Origin of the sequence: Pseudomonas sp. SJZ077 (genome assembly GCF_007993905.1) — a bacterium.
Taxonomy (GTDB): Bacteria; Pseudomonadota; Gammaproteobacteria; order Pseudomonadales; family Pseudomonadaceae; genus Aquipseudomonas; species Aquipseudomonas mandelii.
On record NZ_VIUJ01000001.1, the window covers coordinates 324,252 to 342,501 of the forward strand.

The window sequence follows — 18,250 nt, forward strand, 5'->3', positions numbered from 1 at the left end:
GCCACTATGACCACTGCAAAACGCTCGGTAGACATCGAACAGAAAGCGGGCAACGTCGGGGTGATGGCCTGGCTGTCAAAAACCCCGTCGTTATCCTCCACTTCGGCGGCCTGGTTTGGCACAGCCTTGTTGGTTGAACGCATCGGGGTGTTCCCCTCTTCGGGCGATATCCATCGCCCGGTCAGGGACCCTTTTGCACTCTTGAACCATCTGAAAAATCTGTACGCCCACCAGGCCCTGGATATCGATGAAAGCGACGGGCTTAAAGTGATTTTCAATGATTGGCGATTCCGGGTTCGCGTGCGCTATAGCGATCCGGCAATTGTTATCAATATTGAAACGCGATGTGATCCTGACTTGATGCCTGTGAAAACCGCAGAGCTGCTGAGCCATCTGGAACGCTTTGAACGGTGAATGATTATTTCAAAGCGGAACCACACTGGCCCGGCGACTCACCGCCCCCTCTGACAATCAGGCGATACACGTAATCGGCAATAAGCCGACCGCCCGAACCCGGGATAGGGTGGATTTTGTCCGGACCGATCATGGGCGTCGGCCCGTCATTGGCGTAGCGCTTGAAGTCGGGACCGAACGTGCACTGCAAACTCGAATACACGATGTGCTCCGAACGCGCCCAAGGCTCAAGCACCTGGGCGTACTCCGACATCGGATACGCACTGGAGCGCGTTGTGTCCTGACGCAAGATCACGTTGATGCTCGCCGCCGGATGAACTTCGCGAATCATCCGCACCAACCCTTTCATGTTCTCCAGATAGTCGTTGGGCTTGACGCCAAACCCCTGGTCATTACCGCCTAACATGATCAGGTAAACGTCCGCCGGTATCTTGGAAACGACGGCCTTCCATTGGGTTTGCCATGGACGGTCGCTTTTATAAAAGTCACCTGAGGCGCCACCGGAAGCGGCGAGTTTGGAGACCCTGACACCGCCCTGATTATTGGTCAGCCACAGACCAAACAACGTCGGCGCACCTTTCACTACTTCGAGCTTTAACGACCATTCAGCATTGGCGGGGATACTGAGTTGCACTTCCTGAACCCCGGAACCGGCCAACGTCAAAGGCTGCCAGGTGCCTGAAGGTGTCCACCGATAGCGCATCTCACTGGTTTTTCCATTGCCCAGGTAAAGCAACTTGGCGTCGGTAATGGCTGTGTTGATGGATGCCGTTTCTTTGGAATCCACTTCAAGAAAAGCGCCCGTTTGCCCGGTCACGGTGCGGCTGTCCGGACTCGCCTGGCCAAGACTGGAAACGTCCCAATCTCCACCGAAGTACTTCTTGCTGCTGCGGGTGTATTTGAAATTCGTACCGCCGAGCGCGGCACCGTGATTGAACCCGACATAACCAGGCCCGGCAAAACCAAAATCTTTCGCCAAGTGCTGAGTGAGGGCATTGAGATAAAAATCCTGCCCCGCGCTGTAACTGTCGCCAATTACCGAGATGGCCAGCACCTCCCCCGCTTTACCCTTGGTCATTGCAGCAAGCCGATCGCGTGAACTTCTCACTTCGACAACCTGAGCAGGAACGGGGCGCACATCATCGACATCTACCACTGGCTCATTCCTCTATCAGTAAGCCGGCTGAATGGGCACTCAGGATTGAGGCACCTTCAACCCGACCGCTGGAGTCTTTTTGCGGGTAACTCGCTCGCCCAGGAACAGAACGGAAGTCAGGGTGAAGCGGCTGAAAATGTTCGACAACAGCACGGGCCCCAACAATCCGCACAGCACGCCGCCTGCGACCAGAACGCTGTCGTCCGTGACGCCCAAACGACCCAAGACAAACCGCGAACTGGCAGCAAACAGCACGTGAAAAAGGAAAATGGCGTAAGAATATCCACCCAGCCAGATCAGGGCTTTAGAGCGCATGTCAGTCGACAGTAGCGCGACACAGGACATACAGCCAACGAGCAAACCGACAACGCTTCTACGATCGACAATGAGTTCGCGATCCACGGCGGCGACATACAGCAGCACAGCCGATATCAAGACGAACACGACCGGCCCGATCACTTTCAGCGATTGCTTCAAGGCACTGACCTTTTCGTGGCAAATCATCCCTGTCACGAAAAACGGCAGCAAATAGACCGCGCCATTGATGCCAAACGCGTCAACCGAAAAAGGCGGCAACAAGAACACCAGCGCCGAAAACAAGAACAGCAGATACAGCCGCGTCGCCGTCTGCAACAGACCGCGCCACTGCAGAAAACCGACAAACACAAAGATGATGAAGACGGCCTGCAAAAACCAGAAATGGTTAACCGGTATGTAGAACGACAACAAGGCGTCGATTAACCCGACCTCCTTGTTAACGCCAGGCCCTACAACCTGCAGCACCGAAAATGGAATACCGACAAAAAACAACGGCACGATCAACCGTCTCACCTTGCCAACGCAGTAAGCGGAGAAGTCATTGCCTCTGATCTTGTATATCGAATAGATGTAGCCCGATATGAAGGTGAACAGCGGCATCCTGACGTACACCATCGAATCCGCCAACACCCGAAAAGGTGACCCCAGGTCGATTTTCAGTCCGCCGCCCAGCGGACCTATCACGTGATAGAGCACCAGCAGCAGGCATGCCAGACCTCTGAGCGTTTCTATTTCCAACGATTTTTTCTTGCTTTGCATAGACCACAAACCTCAGCGCTGAACGCTTGATTCAACCGACTCGGGTTTCTTTGAGCGCAGCTGCAATCCCAGCCCCAGAAACAGCACCGGAACCACCATGGAGAAATGTCGGGCAAACGAGCCGAAGTCAGGCTCGAACAACCCCTGCACCAATAAAAAGGACAGAGGGATCGCAATCAGCTCTTTGACTTTCGGCTCGATGGTTGAGCCCTTGTAGTGACTCGACGTCATCATTTTGAACATCAGCAACGAGGTCATCATCATCAGGACGACGAATATGATCTGCCCCAGGCCGGAGAGCAGGATCAACTCCACCGGGAAAGACAGCCTGAAAAAGATGCTCATCGAGTCCACTGCCTGGGACACGAAGTCTCCGCCGTTAATCCATGAAACGATCAATGACTTCGAGCCTTCTTCACCCAAAGTCCGCTGTTCATTGTTACTGGCGCGAATGGATGAAACCGAATAGCCGACCAGCAACTGAATGGCCGTCGCGATCACCAGGTAGAACATGAACAACATCACGAAAAAGCTGAAACGCGATACATGCTTCTTCATCACGCACACACCGACCCAGACCAGCGAAAACAATATCCAGTAGGGCCGGATCAGCACACCGTAAAACAGCGCAGAGAGGAAAAAGCCCGCGCGGTAGCGTTTCGAAAAGGAGAAAAACAGAATGGCGATCACCGCCACCGAGACAATGATTTCCTTGGTCAGGTTATCTAGAAAAAACGACCTGACTACTCCCCACAGGCACAAGGTCAGGAAGATCGTTATCGGTATTCTTTTGAAGATGAAGATCGGGATAGAGGTCAGAAACAGGTTGCACAACATCCCGTAGGCCCACGCATTGGTCAGGTTGATCCCGGTGGGACGCAGCAGGTAAGCGGAGCACTCATAAGAGGACCGATCTGGTGAAAACGGATTCCAGAAATTGCAGTTGTCTGAACGAACGTATGACGTCCACAAGGTCATCGCATCCGGGCCAGGATCGCGGTGCATCAGCAGCGGCATCGCAATAGACAGAAAAAGACCACACAGCAGAATCAGGAATGAAATGGGTGAATCGAGTTTTCTTCCGCGAAACTCTATGGACGGTAGCGAGATGGCCATTACAAGGCCCCCTTTGACCGGGCAAACCTGGTCAACAAAGCAATGACCGCCAACTGCACCGTGATCGAAAAGACATTGCCCCACGCCGCGCCATAAATTGAATAGTGCTTGATGAGCACATAGCTGACGGGCAGTGAAACCGCCAAACAGATCGCTGCACTGGCTAACGAAACCCGACTGTTCTTCGAGGCAATAAGACCGCCCCAGACGATATCGCCGACGGCGCGCAGGGCAAAAGAGAAAATCAGAATCGCTAAAATCCGGTTATCCGGACGCGGGACTGCTGCGTCCACATAATCGAGCAAGATATTGAAGAAAGCATAAATCAGCACAGCCACCGCGCAGGAAACCATCAGGGAGCGCAGCACCCATTGATTAACGAACAATTGCCGGACCGTCAGCGCCTGCTGGCTATTTTTATAACGCTTGGCGAGCACGGGAATGCCCACCACTGCAACAACAGCGTAGGACAGTGCTTGCAACGTGTTGGCGGCAGACCAGGAGTAAACGTATTTGCCGAGGCTGGCATACGGTTCAATGTCCAGAATCAGAAAACGTTCAGCGTACTGACTTAATGCGATCAGCCCGCCTCCCAGATAAAAGGGCAACCCTGCTCTCCAGACCGAAACCGTGGTGACGGCACTGACGCCCCGGCCCTTATGTACGTCAACCACAATGAAGTAACCGGCCACGATGACCAACAGGTTGGTGGCCACCCATAACCAAAGCACACTGGCGATGGTGGACACTACGCCGGTCATCAGTCCGCCCACGGCAAGGAGCGCCCAGAGGCCGGTCTTGATGAAAAACAACAACGCGCCCCAGTTGGCCTTTTGTGCGGAAAAGACAAACGAGTTTATTTCGAAGGACAGATGCTCGGTGAGCAGCAACAGCGTGACGCACGCGATCAACGCGGCACTCGCCTCAACATCACTGAACAGTGAGTAGAGCGCGACCGTGACCACCGATAACAGCAAACCAACGGCCAGGTACAGAATCAGTACCTTATCAACGACAAGCTTCGAACTGCCCCCCACGCTGATCAGCCGGTTGATTTCAGAACTGAACCCGACGCTGTAAAACTTGGAAGCGATCAATGAAGCGGCCACCACCACCCCGTAGAAACCCAAAGCCTCATAACCCAGGTAATGCGTGATGGCCAACACCAGCAAGAACTTTGCGCCTAAAGCACCTCCGCGTAGCAACAGCCGAAATATCATCGAACAATCCCTTTGATGATCGTGTCCATCAGCTCCGTTTTGGCTTCGATTTCTTTGCAGGTGTCCGTCAGTTTTTTACCGAATCTGGACAACGCATTCGGCGCGTAAACAGTGTCGATGATGGTGTCGACATTGATGTCCCCGCCGTTGATCACCCAATCTTCCACGCCCATATCCTGATAGGCGCCAAAACCTTTGCGTTCATAGCTGATATGAAACGCAGGCACGCCGGCGAGCAGAGACTCGATGGCTCCGTGCAGCCTTACGGAAATGACCAGGTCGGGCTGATACTTGGACAGGGTCGCCTTCAAGGGCAAGAGATCCTCGGTAATGCCAAGTTCCCGATAGAACGCCCCGTCATCGTTGCCACGAACGGCGCTTTGAACAGCGCAGACCACTTTGCTTTTCGCCCTTAGTCTCTTCAAAAGAAGCTTCAAGTTGGCAACGTAGGCGATCTTTTTCTCTTTGCTCCATTCCGGCGGCTTGCGTAAAACCACGCAGACCACGGCCGGCGATGACGCACAGCGGGTGAACTTGGGTTGCACCAGAATCTTTTTCGCCAACGCCTGGACCGCCAGGTCTGGCGCTCGATAGACATTTTCATTGGATTGGAAAATAGCCGACGACCTGTTGTCACGGACAAACACCGCATCGGCACTGGCGTAGTGTTTTACGATCGCGCTGCTTTCACCGTGGAACGGGCCGATACTTTGCGGCAGGTAAACCGACGGCACCTTACTCAAGATCGCCGTTTCGAGCTGTTTGGCATGGCCCAGTTTCAGCTTGATGTGTTCAAAGGCGCTCTTTGACCGCATGTACCCACCGCCCACCCCGACGATCAGATCGCTGGTGCTCAAGAGGTCGGCGAGTGGCGCGTAAGACTGTTTAAGGAAAACCGCTTCCTTCACGCGTCCCAATCCTTTAGCCGCCATGACCGGCGCGTCATACCGCTTATAGGGAAGGTAACTAAATGATTGGGGGTCTGACGCAACGACATTGATTAACGTGTCAGCACCAAAGTTTCGCAGCACCAAGGCGATTGCCAAATCCACCAGGAGGCCATCACCGGAATTGGATGCACTGTAGCCATGCAAAATAGTTACGTTCATATCTTGATATCTACTTAATAAGTTTGAGCGGAATACACGTCATAGGTTTTCTGGATCATCAGCGTTGCGCTGAACCGTTCGCGCACTCGCTTGCGGCTTTCGGTGCCGAGTTCCAGCAACTTCTGTTTCTTGATGTTCACTAAGATGTTACTGAGCGCCTGGTGATCGCCCGTCGAAAATATGTAGCCCGTGACGTTGTGCGTGACCAGTTCAGGGAGCGAAGTGCAGTCACTGGCAATAACGGGCACGCCCATGGCCATGCCCTCAAGGGGAACCATGGCAAAACCTTCCCAGCGGCTGGGGACAATCAGGGCATCGGCGGTTTTATAGAGGGCATTGACTTCGGCCGGGGTCACCCAAGGCAGGTATTCAACAGCGTCAATGACGGGGCACTCTACCGGTTCCTCATTCACCGCACTGCCAACCACAGTCAGTTTCAAGTCGGTGCGCTCAACTTCCGTGAATGCCTTGAGCAAGACATCAAAGCCCTTCTGATAGTCCAGTCGACCCACAAATAAAAGTTGAATATCCGTGCACTGGCTGGACAGGCTCTCATCGTTCTTATAATGAATGCCGTTGTAGATCAGTTTCATACGGCGGCGGTCGATACCAAACGAGGCCGCTTTATCCAGTTCATACTGGCTGACACAGATAATGACATCCGTGACTTTTTGCAAAAGCCGCTCAATCAGAGAATACACTTTCTGTTTGGCGGGAGAACTTTCCATCAAGAACGAAAACGCATGCGGGCAGTAGATGATTTTCGGAGACCGCCAAGGCCGCAAGATTAAACACACACATCGGCCAATGACCCCGGAAAACGTGCTGTGCAAGTGCACGACATCCGGTTTTTCCTTGAAGATCACTCGAATGAGTTGCCAGGCAAAGCGCAGCAGGGAGACGACATCTCTCTTGTTTCGGGAGAAGGTCCTGATGTCTTTTTCATCAATGCCATGCAGTTCTTTCTTCTGGTCGAACGGAATCAAATACACCAGTTCATACTGCTGGGCGTCGCCCTTGGGAGGGGTTGATATCGTCCGGATGACCGTCGCAACGCCACCTTTAATCGTTTCCGCCACATGTAGTATTTTTTTCACAGTTCATCCAACTCCATTATCGTAGTCGCAAGGCGACAGGGACCGGAGAATGGTGAGTGCACTCTCAGTCCATGACCTGGCAAATAGAACCCGCATTTACGACTTGTCAGAGGCGTACTCGTAGTTGTAATAGCCATAACTGCCATTACCGTAATAGCTGGACGCTCGCTTCTCGACACCGTTAAAAATCGCGCCTTTCAATTCGATGCCGTTTTGAGCAAACCGACGAATCGTCAATTCGATCTCTTTGGCCGGATTGACGCCGAAGCGCGTCACGATCAGATTAATGGCGGCTTCACGTCCAACGATGGCCGCATCTGTCACGGCCAGAAGAGGTGGCGTGTCGATGATTACCACGTCGTAGAGTTCACTCAGTTCAGCGAGGAGTTCTCTGAAGTTGGCATGCATCAACAGTTCGGACGGGTTGGGCGGTACTTGTCCCCGACTGATGAAATGCAGGTTATCGACTTCGAGTTTATTGATCGCTTGCTCGATACTGCAGCGCTTGGCCAACAGATCGGACAAGCCATTGCTGATCGGAGTCGCCAAGGTCTTGTGCAGATGACCTTTGCGCATATCGGCATCGATCAGTACGACCTTCTGCCCACTTTGAGCGATGACCGCGGCCAGGTTGGAAGAGACAAACGTCTTGCCTACCTGGGGGCTCGGACCGGAGATCATGATCCGGTTGTTGGTCGCATCCAGCCCTGCAAAATGCAGACAGGTCCGCAAGCTGCGGATCGATTCGATGGACAGGTCCGTGGGGTTACGCAGGGCCAATAGGAAAGACTGGCTGTTGGCTCCGTCGCCCTGTCTGACTTTTTTAGTATCTTCTTCCTGTTGCAGGGTGCTGTAAGGAATGGAGGCATAAACCGGCAGCCCCAGTTGCTCGATGGCTTCCGGCCCTTCGAGTCCTCTGCTCAGCGATTTACGCACTAACACCAGCGCTACACCGACAAAGCCACCCAGCAACGTCGCAATCAATACGATCAGGGCTTTGCGCGGTTTGACCGGGGTGGTGATGTCGACGTCCGCCGTATCAATCAGCCGCGCATTGCCGACCGCCCCGGCCCTGACAATGTCCAGCTCCTGGGATTTGTTCAGCAACTGGGTATAAATCTGTGTCGCCACTTCCACATCACGGGTCAGGTTCAACAGTTCCTGTTGTGTCGCCGGAAGTCCTTGGACTTTCTTTTCCAACCCTTGTCGCTGTTTGTTCAAATCCCCCATCTGCGCCATCAATGCGCGGTAGGCCGGATGCTCCCGGGTGAACTTTCGGTCCATGTCGGCTTGCTGGAGTTTGAGATCCGAGATGCGCGTATCCAGCACCACCATCTGTTCCAGCACAGACTTGGTTTCGAGGGAGATGTTGACTGTATTTCCGTGGGTCTGATAGCTGTTCAGCGCGTTGCTGGCCTTGACCAGATCTTCTTTGACTTGCGGGAGTTGCGCCTGCAGGAACTCAAGGCTCTGGGCCGCCTCGGCAGAGGTGCGTTGCACATTCTGCTGCACATAAAGCCTTGAAATCTTGTTGAGAATCTTCACCGCCAAGGTGTAGTCGGTGCTGGCCAGGGCCAGACTTATAATGCCCGACTCTTTACCTTGCTCGGATACATCGAGGGCGTCCTGGTAATTCTGAATGGTGACAATGCGTGGATTGCGCACGACTTCGAATTTAGTGCCCGGATTCGCGGCCATGCTCGCGATAAGGACTTCGACACCCTCCTGTGCGATGGCTTCGCCTGTGGCACCTTCGGCCAACAAACCGCCGTTGTCATCGTAGAGCTTGAATCGATTGCGCTCTTCGGCGACCAACATCAATTTCTTGCCCAACAGTTCAGCCGGCAGATCGAGCTGTTCGATATAAAGGCGCTCGCCGCCCCAGGCATAACTGTTCATGCCAAAGCGCGGTGGCGAGACACTTTCCGCAGGGCTGCTTTTATAGCGCCGAGCAAGAAAGCCGCCGATAATGGGAAAGGTGTTGGGCGTAATCACAATATCGAGATGCAGATCATCGACCGTTTTACCGATAACCGCACGAGACTTGATAATGCCGATCTCGGTAGCCGCCGGTGATTGTCCACCGAGCATGCTGCTGATATCCGAGAACCCCAGCATGTCGTTCTTTTTCGGCTCGACCTGGACCAAGGCGTTCGCCAGATACACGGGCGGCGATAAAATCGAATACGCGGCACCGGTCACCATGAACGCCCCGGTGATGGCACCTATTAACCATTTATGGTCAATCAATGTGCCTAATAAACCGAGCAGATCAATCTCGTCTCTGTCTTTATCCCGGGTGCTGACTACTGACGGTAACTGCATAAGGTCTATTCTTTTACCATTATTACTAATCTGAAAATCATCCATCAACGTCCGAGGCGCTGCGCCCATGAGCAAACGGCATCTTCAATCAATGCATGGGCATGGACAAACGCAGCTTTTCCTTGACGATACGGGTCCTTTATTTCGCGTTCACTCTGCCACTTCCCCAGAAGAAACACTTTGCCCCTGGCGTGTGATGCAATCTTTAGTACGCCCTGTACATGCTCTTTTTCCATGACTAGGATGAGGTCTGATTCATTGACAATGGCAGGCGTAATCTGCCGCGCTTTAAACCCTTGGTCTTCGTGACCCTGTTGTTCAAGAACCCGAAGTGCATCGGGCTCCATAGACTCACCCACCCGCGCGTTCAATCCCGCGGAGGTCACTGAGATACCTGAAGGTTGCAGCGCATGGCGAAGCAACAGTTCAGCGGTCGGGCTTCGGCATATATTGCCGACGCAGACCACAAGAATCTTTCTGAACAAGGCTACTCTTCCCGTGTAGTGTCGATTCGGCCCACGTATAACGAGGCTATAAGTGAGCCAACAAGACCGTCCCGCATTCAGAGTGGGATCCATCATGAAAATACTTTCGTATTAAATACCACGACACACAAAAAACGCCCAACCAGAAAACCGGACCATAAATAACACTCACGATAGGAAAGTTATTTATCCGACCAATATTAACAATGGACGTCTGGGCGGGAAGATTAATGGTATCGCTGTATTAACTGACTAATGCTATGTTCCCCTGCCCTCTACTCTGGACGACTACAGGAACTGCCCGTTATGCCCTCCATGTTTTTTCGACTGATTGCCACTTCAACGCTATTTATACTTGGCGCCTTCAGCCCTGTTTACGCCAGTCAGGCTTTTTCAGCGCTGGCCCAGGACAACAAGACAATAGGCGTTCAGGTGAAGATCCAGAATTTCTCGACCGCCGACGCCCATGAGATCAAGGCGTCAGGGTTTGGGTTCGTGCGCTTTGGCGTATGGACGAACAGCCTGGGTAACCCGGCGTATCAACAACAGATCAGTGAAGCCTTCGCAGCGGCCAAATCCGCCGACCTGCCAGTATTGATGACCGTTCGCTCCACCAAAGCGTTAACCCACAACACGCAAAGCAGTGGGATAGATCTCGCCGCTGCGGGAGATTCATTCGCCAACTCGGTGATCGGTCTGGAAAACGCCTTCAGTACGCAGCTTGTCGCCATTGAAATCTGGAATGAACCGGACTTGCCAAAATACTGGCCTACCCGGGATTTTGAAGTAACGTTTGTGCCGTTCATGAGCGCAGTGTGCAACGCGTTACAAAAGCGGGATCACTCAACACCCCTGATCGGCTTTGGATTCGCGAAGGCGCCCACCAAAGACTCCAAGGCGACCGTCGCACTGACTGAGATTCTGAGGGAACACCCACGGTGCCTCAGCGCTGTTTCTTATCACCCGTATGGCATGTCGGGCACCGAAATCAGCCGTACTCAAGCGTTTATCCTTGATAACTTCCATGTGCCGGGGGTCATTACCGAATGGGGAGTGCCATCGCTCAGTTCCATCGGAGGCACCGCCGGACAAGCATCACGCCTTACAAGATTTATCTCGGACGTCAAAAAACTGAATATACCGCTGACGTCCCTTTACGAATGGAAAAACAGCGACTCTGGCAGCAATGATCGCGAGCGAAGTTTTGGATTAAAGTCGTCCGATGGAACATCAAAACCTGCGGAAGCTGCCGTCAAAATGTTATTGAAGTAACCCTGATAAATGACCGCACCCACCATCAACCGGCGCTTTTATTAATCCACTCTGCATAACTTGCGGCGTCCATGGCCAGCGACTCTTCCACCAGCACCTCGAACAATACGGCTTGCGCTTCAAACCGCAGGTCATGTTTGGACTTCTGTGAGTCGCTCATTTGTTCCAGCAACACGCGAGTGACTTGGCTGGGCATGCTGTGTTTCACTCGATTGAGCCAACCGGGAATTTTCTTTGCGGCTTTCACCCTTCCCATTTCAACCAGACCCGTCATATTGTCCGGATGGTTCTTCTTTGATGCAGCCATCAGCGCTTCAAATACTTCGGTCAATTTTTTCAAGACATAACCGAGAATAATGTCATCAAAGGCCTCCACAATTGCAGACACCCGCTCACCTTGTGAAGTCATTTCCCCATCCAATACCTACATTTATCCGCGCCACATTACACGCCATCCGAGTGGCACTAATTGACATCTTATAACGGCTGAACCTGACCCTTTTTAACACCCGTTGGCGTGCGAATGCAGGCATGCCAGCTCAGGCGCCAGAGTTGCCATAGAGCCGTCAACGGTCAGTTGCTTTGAACCTGCGCGCGGTTTTGGCATCGTATTTACCGAGACCCGCGCCCCACCTTTCAAACATCCGTTCTCCGGTTGTTGCCAACGGGGCCACCGATACGTACATGCGCCCTTGAGTGGCTGTCAGCGCTCGGGTAATGTCATTAGACCCATAGGACAGAGCACGCCCATGACTTCCAAGCTGGAACAACTCAAACAAATGACCACCGTAGTTGCCGACACCGGCGACTTCGAAGCTATCGCTCGCGTAAAACCCGTCGACGCTACCACCAACCCTTCCCTGCTGCTGAAAGCGGCGGCCATTCCCGGTTATGCCGAGTTGCTGAACGCCTGCGTCCACGACTGCAAGGGCGATGTGGGCCTGGCCAGCGACCGCTTCGGCGTGGCGGTAGGCCAGGAAATCCTGAAGGTTGTACCGGGCCGCATTTCCACTGAAGTGGATGCACGCCTTTCGTTCGACACTGACGCCGTATTGAAGCGTGCGCACCGTCTGATCGAGCTGTACGACAAGGCCGGCATCGGCCGTGACCGCGTGCTGATCAAAATCGCCTCCACCTGGGAAGGCATTCGCGCCGCCGAGAAGCTTGAAAAGGAAGGCATTCAGACCAACCTGACGCTGCTGTTCTCGTTTGCTCAGGCGGCGGCATGTGCTGACGCCGGGGTGTTCCTGATTTCGCCATTCGTAGGCCGCATCTACGACTGGTACAAGAAAGCCAACGGCAACGACTACACCGGCGCGGATGATCCGGGTGTGCAGTCGGTGACGCGTATCTACAACTACTACAAGGCCAATGACTACAAGACCGTGGTCATGGGTGCGAGCTTCCGCAATCTGAATCAGATTGAGCAGTTGGCCGGGTGTGATCGCCTGACCATCAGCCCGGACCTGTTGGAAAAGCTGGCGGCAGACACTGGCAAGCTGGAGCGCAAGTTGGCCCCGGGGCATGCGGGTGAAGGGCGCTTGAGCCTGAATGAAGCGCAGTTCCGCTGGTTGTCCAACGAGGACGCGATGGCGACCGAGAAACTGGCTGAGGGGATTCGTCAGTTCGCTCGCGACCAGGAAAAACTCGAAGCACTGCTGCAAGCCAAGCTGTGATCTAGTCCAGCGCAATGCAAAAAGGGCGACCCCTTACAGGTTCGCCCTTTTTCATGCTTTGGATTCGGGGATTCGCGATGGAGCCCGCCTTCCCTACATCCCCCTCAGGGGATCAATGACGCTCTAAAGCATTCACCAGGTCATGGAAGGCTTCACGATTGGAGTCGTTCAGGCCCATGAGGATTTTGTGTGCCTCGAGCACTTTGATCCGCACGACTTCCTCGGACTGATCCTGGTCTGGCAGGTCGGTCAGGCATTCAGGGCACGGGATCGGGCGGTCAACGATGTTGAACACTTGCTCGAAGCCCATGGACTGCAGCAGACGGGTGATGTCTTCGTGGGTGGTGACGACGGTCGGCAGCAGGCCGACCTTTTGCCGCGACAGGATCGACAGTTTGGCCAGCAGGCCCAGGGTGGTGCTGTCGATGCTGCGGGTTTCGGTCAGGTCGATCACGATCGCGTTGAAGTTCAACGCGGTGAAGATCCGCTCAATAGTCGCATCCAACGCCGAACACAGGGTCAGGCGAACTTCACCGACGAACTTCAGGACGAAGGTGCCATCCTGCTCGGCGAACTGGATTCTACCGGTACTCATTAAAGATTCCTGCTCAACACCAACAGGGCGATATCATCCGGCATCTCCCCTAGCGTGGCCAATCCAAAAACCTGCCGCAGACCATCCAGGCTGCCGCCCGCTGCCTTGACCCGTTGGGGCAAAGCCGCTTCTTTTTCTTTGAGTGTAGGTTCTGGCAAAAGGTCCAGAATGCCATCGGACATCAGCGTCAGGCTGAACGTCGGCGGCAGCTCCAGCACGTGGTCTTCATAGGTGGCTTCATTGAAGAGGCCCACCGGCAGACCACGACCTTCCAGATAACGAACACTGTCTGGCGTGTACAACACAGGCAACGGCAAATGACCACCGATGCTATAGGTCAACAAACCTGTCTCCTCGTCGATGACACCACCGACCATTGTGACGTGTTTACCCAGCTTACAACTGATCAGGCCTCGGTTGATATGACCAAGGACCTCTGAAGGCTTGAATTCTGGCAATGTGCCGCTGCGCTTGGATTCGAACAGCAAGCGCGTGGTCATGAACTTCAGCAGCACGGTGACGAAGGCTGAAGAGGCGCCATGGCCGGAAACGTCGGCCAGGTAGAAGGCTACGCGACGCTCGTCGACCCGAAAGTAGTCAACGAAATCACCCGACAGGTACAACGACGGGATGATCTGGTGGGCGAACTGGAACTCGTCGATGGTCCAGGGGCTGACCGGCAGCATGTTCATCTGCACCTGGCGACCGGCGTTCTGGTCTTCCTGGAGCAGGTTCAAGCTGGCGGCGAGCTCGCGGTTGGCCTTTTCCAGCTTCTCGCGGTAGCGCTGGTTCTCCAGCAGCAGGCGCGCACGATCCAGGGCACGGCGCACAGAGTGCTCGAGCACAGCCAGATCTTCGAGAGGCTTGATCAGGTAATCCGCCGCACCCAGGCGCAAGGCCTCGACCGCGTCGTTCATCACGCCGGCACCCGAAACCACGATCACCGGGGTTTGCGGCGACAGCTCGGTGACCTGGCGAATGAGTTCGAGTCCGCCCATCTGCGGCATGCGCAGATCGCAGATGACCAAGTCAGGCTTGTCTTGCTCGAATACCTGAAGACCCTGCTGGCCATTGCTGGCTTGCAGGACACTGAAACCACTGTCTTCCAAGTAGGCCGCGAGGCTCGCGCGCACTACTTCGTCATCATCGATTATCAGCAGCGTGGCACTGGTTTTTGGCATGTGGGCAAACGGCGCCAGAATTAGGTTGGCGTAGCAGGCACGGGGTTTAGCCCGGCTCACACTACTGGATTCGCTTTCTAGCCTCTCTGTCGCACCGTTATCGGGCATTTGCCCTACACACAGGTACACCAGAGGTGCCCTTCTAAGGCGCAGACGGTACTCCCATCCGCGGGGCGTTTCAAGCTCACGCCGATGGTCGCTTGACGTCTTTACTTGTCAAATCACCGGGAGTTATAAGAACAGGCAAAACCGTAACCCAATGGAAGGATGAAGCCCATGAGTCAAACCGATCGGGACTACAGCGAAAAGCGCGATTTCATCCGCATGCGGGTCGATGCCGATGTGTCGCTGATTCACGAAGGCGATGAGGTGCCAGCCGTCTGCATCGACCTTTCCAGCAGTGGCATGCAGGTCGAGGCACCCCGCCTTTTCAAGGTCGGAGACCGGCTCAGCGTGCGCATTGATTCCGATCACGTAGCGCTCAAAGGCCTTGAAGCCGACACCGAAGTGGTCTGGGTGAAGGAACAGGACGGTGGCAGTCAGAAACTCGGGCTTACAATCTTGAAGATGAAATAAGCCTTGATCCAAACGAAAGAAGGCGGCCAATCGGCCGCCTTCTTCATTTCACGGGTAGAGATCAAAAATCGTCTTCGACCTGGCCGTCTTTGACCTTGAACTCGCGGTTCTGCAAATACGCATTGCGAATGAACGTGTATTTGTCGCCAGTGATCAACTTCTCGCTCGACAGCAAGCTGGCGCGGGTGTCGACGATGTTCAGGCCGAAGATCGAGTTACGCACGGGCACGTCGTTGATATAGCGATACGGGCCGGTGTAGCCGTCGACGTACTTGGATGGCGCATCACGCAACGTGCTTGGGCCCAACAGCGGCAACATCACATACGGGCCGCTGCCCAAGCCCCAGTAGCCGAGCGTCTGGCCGAAGTCTTCGTCGCTACGATTCAGGCCCATTTTGGTGCCGACGTCGAAGAAGCCCAGCAGGCCGAAGGTAGTGTTGAAGATCAGACGCGCAGTATCGACGCCAGCCGCGGCCGGCTTAGCCTGCAAGACGTTGTTGGCAAGGTTGGTGACATCACCGACGTTGCGGAAAATGTTGTGAATGCCGTCTTCCAGAAACTGCGGCGTCACGAACTGGTAGCCTTGAGCGATTGGCTTGAGTGCATAGGTGTCGACGAAGTCGTTGAACTGGAAGATTGGACGGTTGACGCTTTCCCAAGGGTCTTCTTCCGTGGCAGCCTGGGCTGCGAACGGAACCAGCAACACGCTGGCACACACACAAAGCTGAGCTAGACGATTGCTCCAGCGCATAGAAAACTCCTTGGATTGTACTGGCATGGGCACTTGGCCCAGGCGATAAGCTGGCTAGTATAAGACGGAAAGGCCGGTTTAGGGCAGCCTCGCGCGTGAGGACTTACAGATGATTCGTCCTGATTGAGCGCGCTTCACATCAGTGTCATGCAACTGTCACCGGCAACACATAGCCTTGTCGTTATTTCAGGGACGTTGATATGCCGCACGCCGAAGCCTTGCCCGTTGCCGCACCCAGCCTGACCGCCGTACTGTTCGGGCTCAGCGGTTGCCTGGTGGATTTCGGCGCCCGGATGCGCCAGCACGATACTCACACACCAGCGCATGCCGAGGTCACCCCCGGCGCGCTGGACAGTCTGAACAGCTTGCAGCGCCAGCAGATTCCTTGCGCCTGGCTCGACGAGTTGCCCCCCGCCCTCACCCATTCGCTGGCCGGCGCCCTGCCTGCGTGGATCAAACCTTCGCAACACCCCGCAACACTCAATCCATGGCCGGCGCCGAACGCTTGCTGGCAAGCCTTGATGGCATTGAATGTCGAACGACTCGATGGTTGCGTGCTGGTCAGTGGCGAACCGCGACTGCTTCAATCGGGACTGAATGCCGGGTTATGGACGATCGGCCTGGCGTCCTGCGGTTCGCTCTGCGGGTTGGCGCCCAACGAATGGCAGGCCTTGAGCCAAAAGGAGCGCGAACACCTGCGTGGTAAAGCGACCGTGCAGTTGTTCAGCCTGGGTGTGCATTCGGTGATCGATCACCTCGGCGAGCTCGACACCTGCCTGGCGGACATCAGCCTGCGTCGGCTCAAGGGCGAAAAGCCCTGATCGAGATCATGCAGGTTGCGCGGGAGTGGATTAATCTAAAGGCAAGCCATAGACCTTTGGCACGCTGCTGCGGTCTATGCCAGTGCCTATCGATAAAAGGAAGAACGCCATGCCTGCCCGCGAACTGCAACAACAGCTCAATACTCTGCGCGAGCAATTGGAACAGAATCCGCCGCTGACGGAAGCCGAGCGCGAAGACCTGCACGCGCTGATGCAACAGATCGAACTGGAGCTTGAGCTCGAAACCAAAACCCAGGACTCCAGCCTCGCCGACAACGTAAACCTTGCCGTCGAGCGCTTCGAAATGGAACACCCTACCCTTGCCGGCACCTTGCGCAACATCGTGCAAGCCTTGGCCAACATGGGGATCTGAATACGCCAGATGCAAAAAAGCCCCGCCAGTGATGGCGGGGCTTTTTCATACCCGGGAAGTGCACTGCAATCCCTTGTAGGAGCGAGCCTGCTCGCGATGACGGCAGCACATTCAACATCGATGGTGCCAGACACTCCGCCATCGCGAGCAGGCTCGCTCCTACAGGAGTATTTTACTGACGGACCAGACGATGGTTCGGCAGCTGCACTTCTTCAGTGCTGCGATACGGGTTGATGTCCAACCCACCACGCCGTACATACCGCGCATACACCGTCAACCTCTCCGGTTTCAACAACCGCTGCAAGTCGAGAAAAATCCGCTCCACGCACTGCTCATGAAAGTCCGAGTGCTGACGGAAGCTCACGATGTACTCCAGCAAACTCGCGTGATCCAGGGCCGCGCCACGGTATTCAACCGCCACGCTGCCCCAGTCCGGCTGGCTGGTGACCGGGCAGTTGGATTTGAGCAGATGACTGTGCACGCTCTCTTCGACAATGCGCGAATCATCGCAACGCAGCAGCTCCGGGCGCGGATGTTCGTAGTTGCTGACGCTGATCTCCAGATCATCGATACACACACCCGGCAACGCCACGACGCCTTCGGCTTGGACATCCTTGAGGCTGCGAATCCGCACGCCAACCGGCTTGCCGGCAGCGGCCGACAGGTCTTTGACCAGCGTCGCTTCAAGGGTCGCGCTATCGGCAAACGGTGTCTGGTTCAACGAGTTCAGGTACAGCTTGAACGACTTCGACTCGATGATGTTCGGCGAATCCGCCGGGATGCTGAATTCGCCAATCGCCACCACCGGCTTACCGGACGGCAACAGCCACGACAGCTCGAAGCAGTTCCAGAAGTCCACACCCTTGTAAGGCAGGGTTTGCGCCGTCAGGCCCAACTCGGCCCATTTCGCGGTGCGCGGGATCGGGAACAGCAAGGACGGCGTATAAGTGGCGATGTATTCGCTGGATTTGCCCAGCGGCGAGTGTTCGGCTGCGGGATGCATGGC

19 protein-coding genes are annotated in these 18,250 nt (G+C 54.9%); 6 read left to right on the plus strand and 13 right to left on the minus strand.

Annotation, left to right across the window (positions count from 1 at the left end):
* Nucleotides 1-6 precede the first annotated feature (6 nt).
* Entirely contained in the window at nt 7-414 is a 408-nt protein-coding gene (locus FBY01_RS01775) for a mannose-1-phosphate guanylyltransferase (RefSeq protein ID WP_145305982.1), read from the plus strand.
* 4 nt (nt 415-418) lie between these two features.
* Here the strand turns inward: FBY01_RS01775 and FBY01_RS01780 are convergent, their stop codons facing one another.
* The 8 genes from FBY01_RS01780 to FBY01_RS01815 form a co-directional block, all read right to left on the minus strand.
* A complete protein-coding gene (locus FBY01_RS01780) occupies nt 419-1,570 on the minus strand; it encodes an SGNH/GDSL hydrolase family protein (RefSeq protein ID WP_145305979.1) in 1,152 nt (383 codons plus the stop codon).
* A 39-nt stretch (nt 1,571-1,609) separates the two neighbouring features.
* Nucleotides 1,610-2,647 carry an acyltransferase family protein gene (locus FBY01_RS01785; RefSeq protein WP_145305977.1) on the minus strand — a complete coding sequence of 346 codons (1,038 nt, stop codon included), beginning with the start codon at nt 2,645-2,647 and terminating at the stop codon, nt 1,610-1,612.
* A gap of 12 nt (nt 2,648-2,659) precedes the next feature.
* On the minus strand, nt 2,660-3,763 hold the full coding sequence (locus FBY01_RS01790) for a hypothetical protein (protein WP_010456273.1): 1,104 nt from the start codon (nt 3,761-3,763) through the stop codon (nt 2,660-2,662).
* Nucleotides 3,763-4,983 (minus strand): polysaccharide biosynthesis C-terminal domain-containing protein, encoded by a 1,221-nt coding sequence (locus tag FBY01_RS01795; protein WP_077748241.1) that lies wholly within the window; start codon nt 4,981-4,983, stop codon nt 3,763-3,765. Before FBY01_RS01795 ends, FBY01_RS01790 begins: the two co-directional genes overlap by 1 nt.
* The gene (locus FBY01_RS01800) at nt 4,980-6,092 is read right to left on the minus strand and encodes a polysaccharide pyruvyl transferase family protein (RefSeq protein ID WP_042932696.1); all 1,113 of its coding nucleotides are present in this window, start codon (nt 6,090-6,092) and stop codon (nt 4,980-4,982) included. The genes FBY01_RS01795 and FBY01_RS01800 overlap by 4 nt, the downstream gene beginning before the upstream one ends.
* A 14-nt stretch (nt 6,093-6,106) precedes the next feature.
* Nucleotides 6,107-7,189 (minus strand): glycosyltransferase, encoded by a 1,083-nt coding sequence (locus FBY01_RS01805; protein WP_010456278.1) that lies wholly within the window; start codon nt 7,187-7,189, stop codon nt 6,107-6,109.
* Nucleotides 7,190-7,285: 96 nt separating this feature from the next.
* Nucleotides 7,286-9,514, minus strand: a complete 2,229-nt coding sequence (locus tag FBY01_RS01810; protein WP_145305975.1) for a polysaccharide biosynthesis tyrosine autokinase — start codon at nt 9,512-9,514, stop codon at nt 7,286-7,288.
* 44 nt (nt 9,515-9,558) lie between these two features.
* Nucleotides 9,559-9,999 carry a low molecular weight protein-tyrosine-phosphatase gene (locus FBY01_RS01815; protein ID WP_077748239.1) on the minus strand — a complete coding sequence of 147 codons (441 nt, stop codon included), beginning with the start codon at nt 9,997-9,999 and terminating at the stop codon, nt 9,559-9,561.
* Nucleotides 10,000-10,305: 306 nt separating this feature from the next.
* On the opposite strand from FBY01_RS01815, the gene FBY01_RS01820 reads away from it, so the two are divergent.
* A complete protein-coding gene (locus tag FBY01_RS01820) occupies nt 10,306-11,271 on the plus strand; it encodes a glycosyl hydrolase family 5 (RefSeq protein WP_145305973.1) in 966 nt (321 codons plus the stop codon).
* 25 nt (nt 11,272-11,296) lie between these two features.
* On the opposite strand, the gene FBY01_RS01825 is transcribed toward FBY01_RS01820, so the two are convergent.
* Nucleotides 11,297-11,680, minus strand: a complete 384-nt coding sequence (locus tag FBY01_RS01825; RefSeq protein ID WP_102594408.1) for a hypothetical protein — start codon at nt 11,678-11,680, stop codon at nt 11,297-11,299.
* A 340-nt stretch (nt 11,681-12,020) separates the two neighbouring features.
* Here FBY01_RS01825 and tal point away from each other — a divergent pair, with 340 nt between their 5' ends.
* Nucleotides 12,021-12,947 (plus strand): transaldolase, encoded by a 927-nt coding sequence (gene tal / locus FBY01_RS01830; RefSeq protein WP_010456288.1) that lies wholly within the window; start codon nt 12,021-12,023, stop codon nt 12,945-12,947.
* 112 nt (nt 12,948-13,059) lie between these two features.
* Here tal and rssC read toward each other — a convergent pair whose 3' ends face one another.
* Both rssC and rssB read right to left on the minus strand, forming a co-directional pair.
* Entirely contained in the window at nt 13,060-13,542 is a 483-nt protein-coding gene (gene rssC / locus FBY01_RS01835; RefSeq protein WP_007935262.1) for an anti-sigma factor antagonist RssC, read from the minus strand.
* Nucleotides 13,542-14,723, minus strand: a complete 1,182-nt coding sequence (gene rssB, locus FBY01_RS01840; RefSeq protein WP_010456296.1) for a two-component system response regulator RssB — start codon at nt 14,721-14,723, stop codon at nt 13,542-13,544. The genes rssC and rssB overlap by 1 nt, the downstream gene beginning before the upstream one ends.
* A 276-nt stretch (nt 14,724-14,999) precedes the next feature.
* On the opposite strand from rssB, the gene FBY01_RS01845 reads away from it, so the two are divergent.
* Nucleotides 15,000-15,299 carry a PilZ domain-containing protein gene (locus FBY01_RS01845; RefSeq protein WP_077748235.1) on the plus strand — a complete coding sequence of 100 codons (300 nt, stop codon included), beginning with the start codon at nt 15,000-15,002 and terminating at the stop codon, nt 15,297-15,299.
* Nucleotides 15,300-15,360: 61 nt separating this feature from the next.
* Here FBY01_RS01845 and FBY01_RS01850 read toward each other — a convergent pair whose 3' ends face one another.
* On the minus strand, nt 15,361-16,050 hold the full coding sequence (locus FBY01_RS01850) for a VacJ family lipoprotein (protein ID WP_145305971.1): 690 nt from the start codon (nt 16,048-16,050) through the stop codon (nt 15,361-15,363).
* 200 nt (nt 16,051-16,250) lie between these two features.
* On the opposite strand from FBY01_RS01850, the gene FBY01_RS01855 reads away from it, so the two are divergent.
* Together FBY01_RS01855 and FBY01_RS01860 are read left to right on the plus strand one after the other, a co-directional pair.
* Nucleotides 16,251-16,871 carry a phosphatase gene (locus FBY01_RS01855; RefSeq protein ID WP_077748234.1) on the plus strand — a complete coding sequence of 207 codons (621 nt, stop codon included), beginning with the start codon at nt 16,251-16,253 and terminating at the stop codon, nt 16,869-16,871.
* Nucleotides 16,872-16,980: 109 nt separating this feature from the next.
* Nucleotides 16,981-17,244: a DUF4404 family protein gene (locus FBY01_RS01860; protein ID WP_145305969.1), complete on the plus strand. Its 264-nt coding sequence runs from the start codon at nt 16,981-16,983 to the stop codon at nt 17,242-17,244.
* Between the two features lie 172 nt (nt 17,245-17,416).
* Here the strand turns inward: FBY01_RS01860 and queF are convergent, their stop codons facing one another.
* On the minus strand, nt 17,417-18,247 hold the full coding sequence (gene queF / locus FBY01_RS01870) for an NADPH-dependent 7-cyano-7-deazaguanine reductase QueF (RefSeq protein ID WP_145305967.1): 831 nt from the start codon (nt 18,245-18,247) through the stop codon (nt 17,417-17,419).
* Nucleotides 18,248-18,250 lie beyond the last annotated feature (3 nt).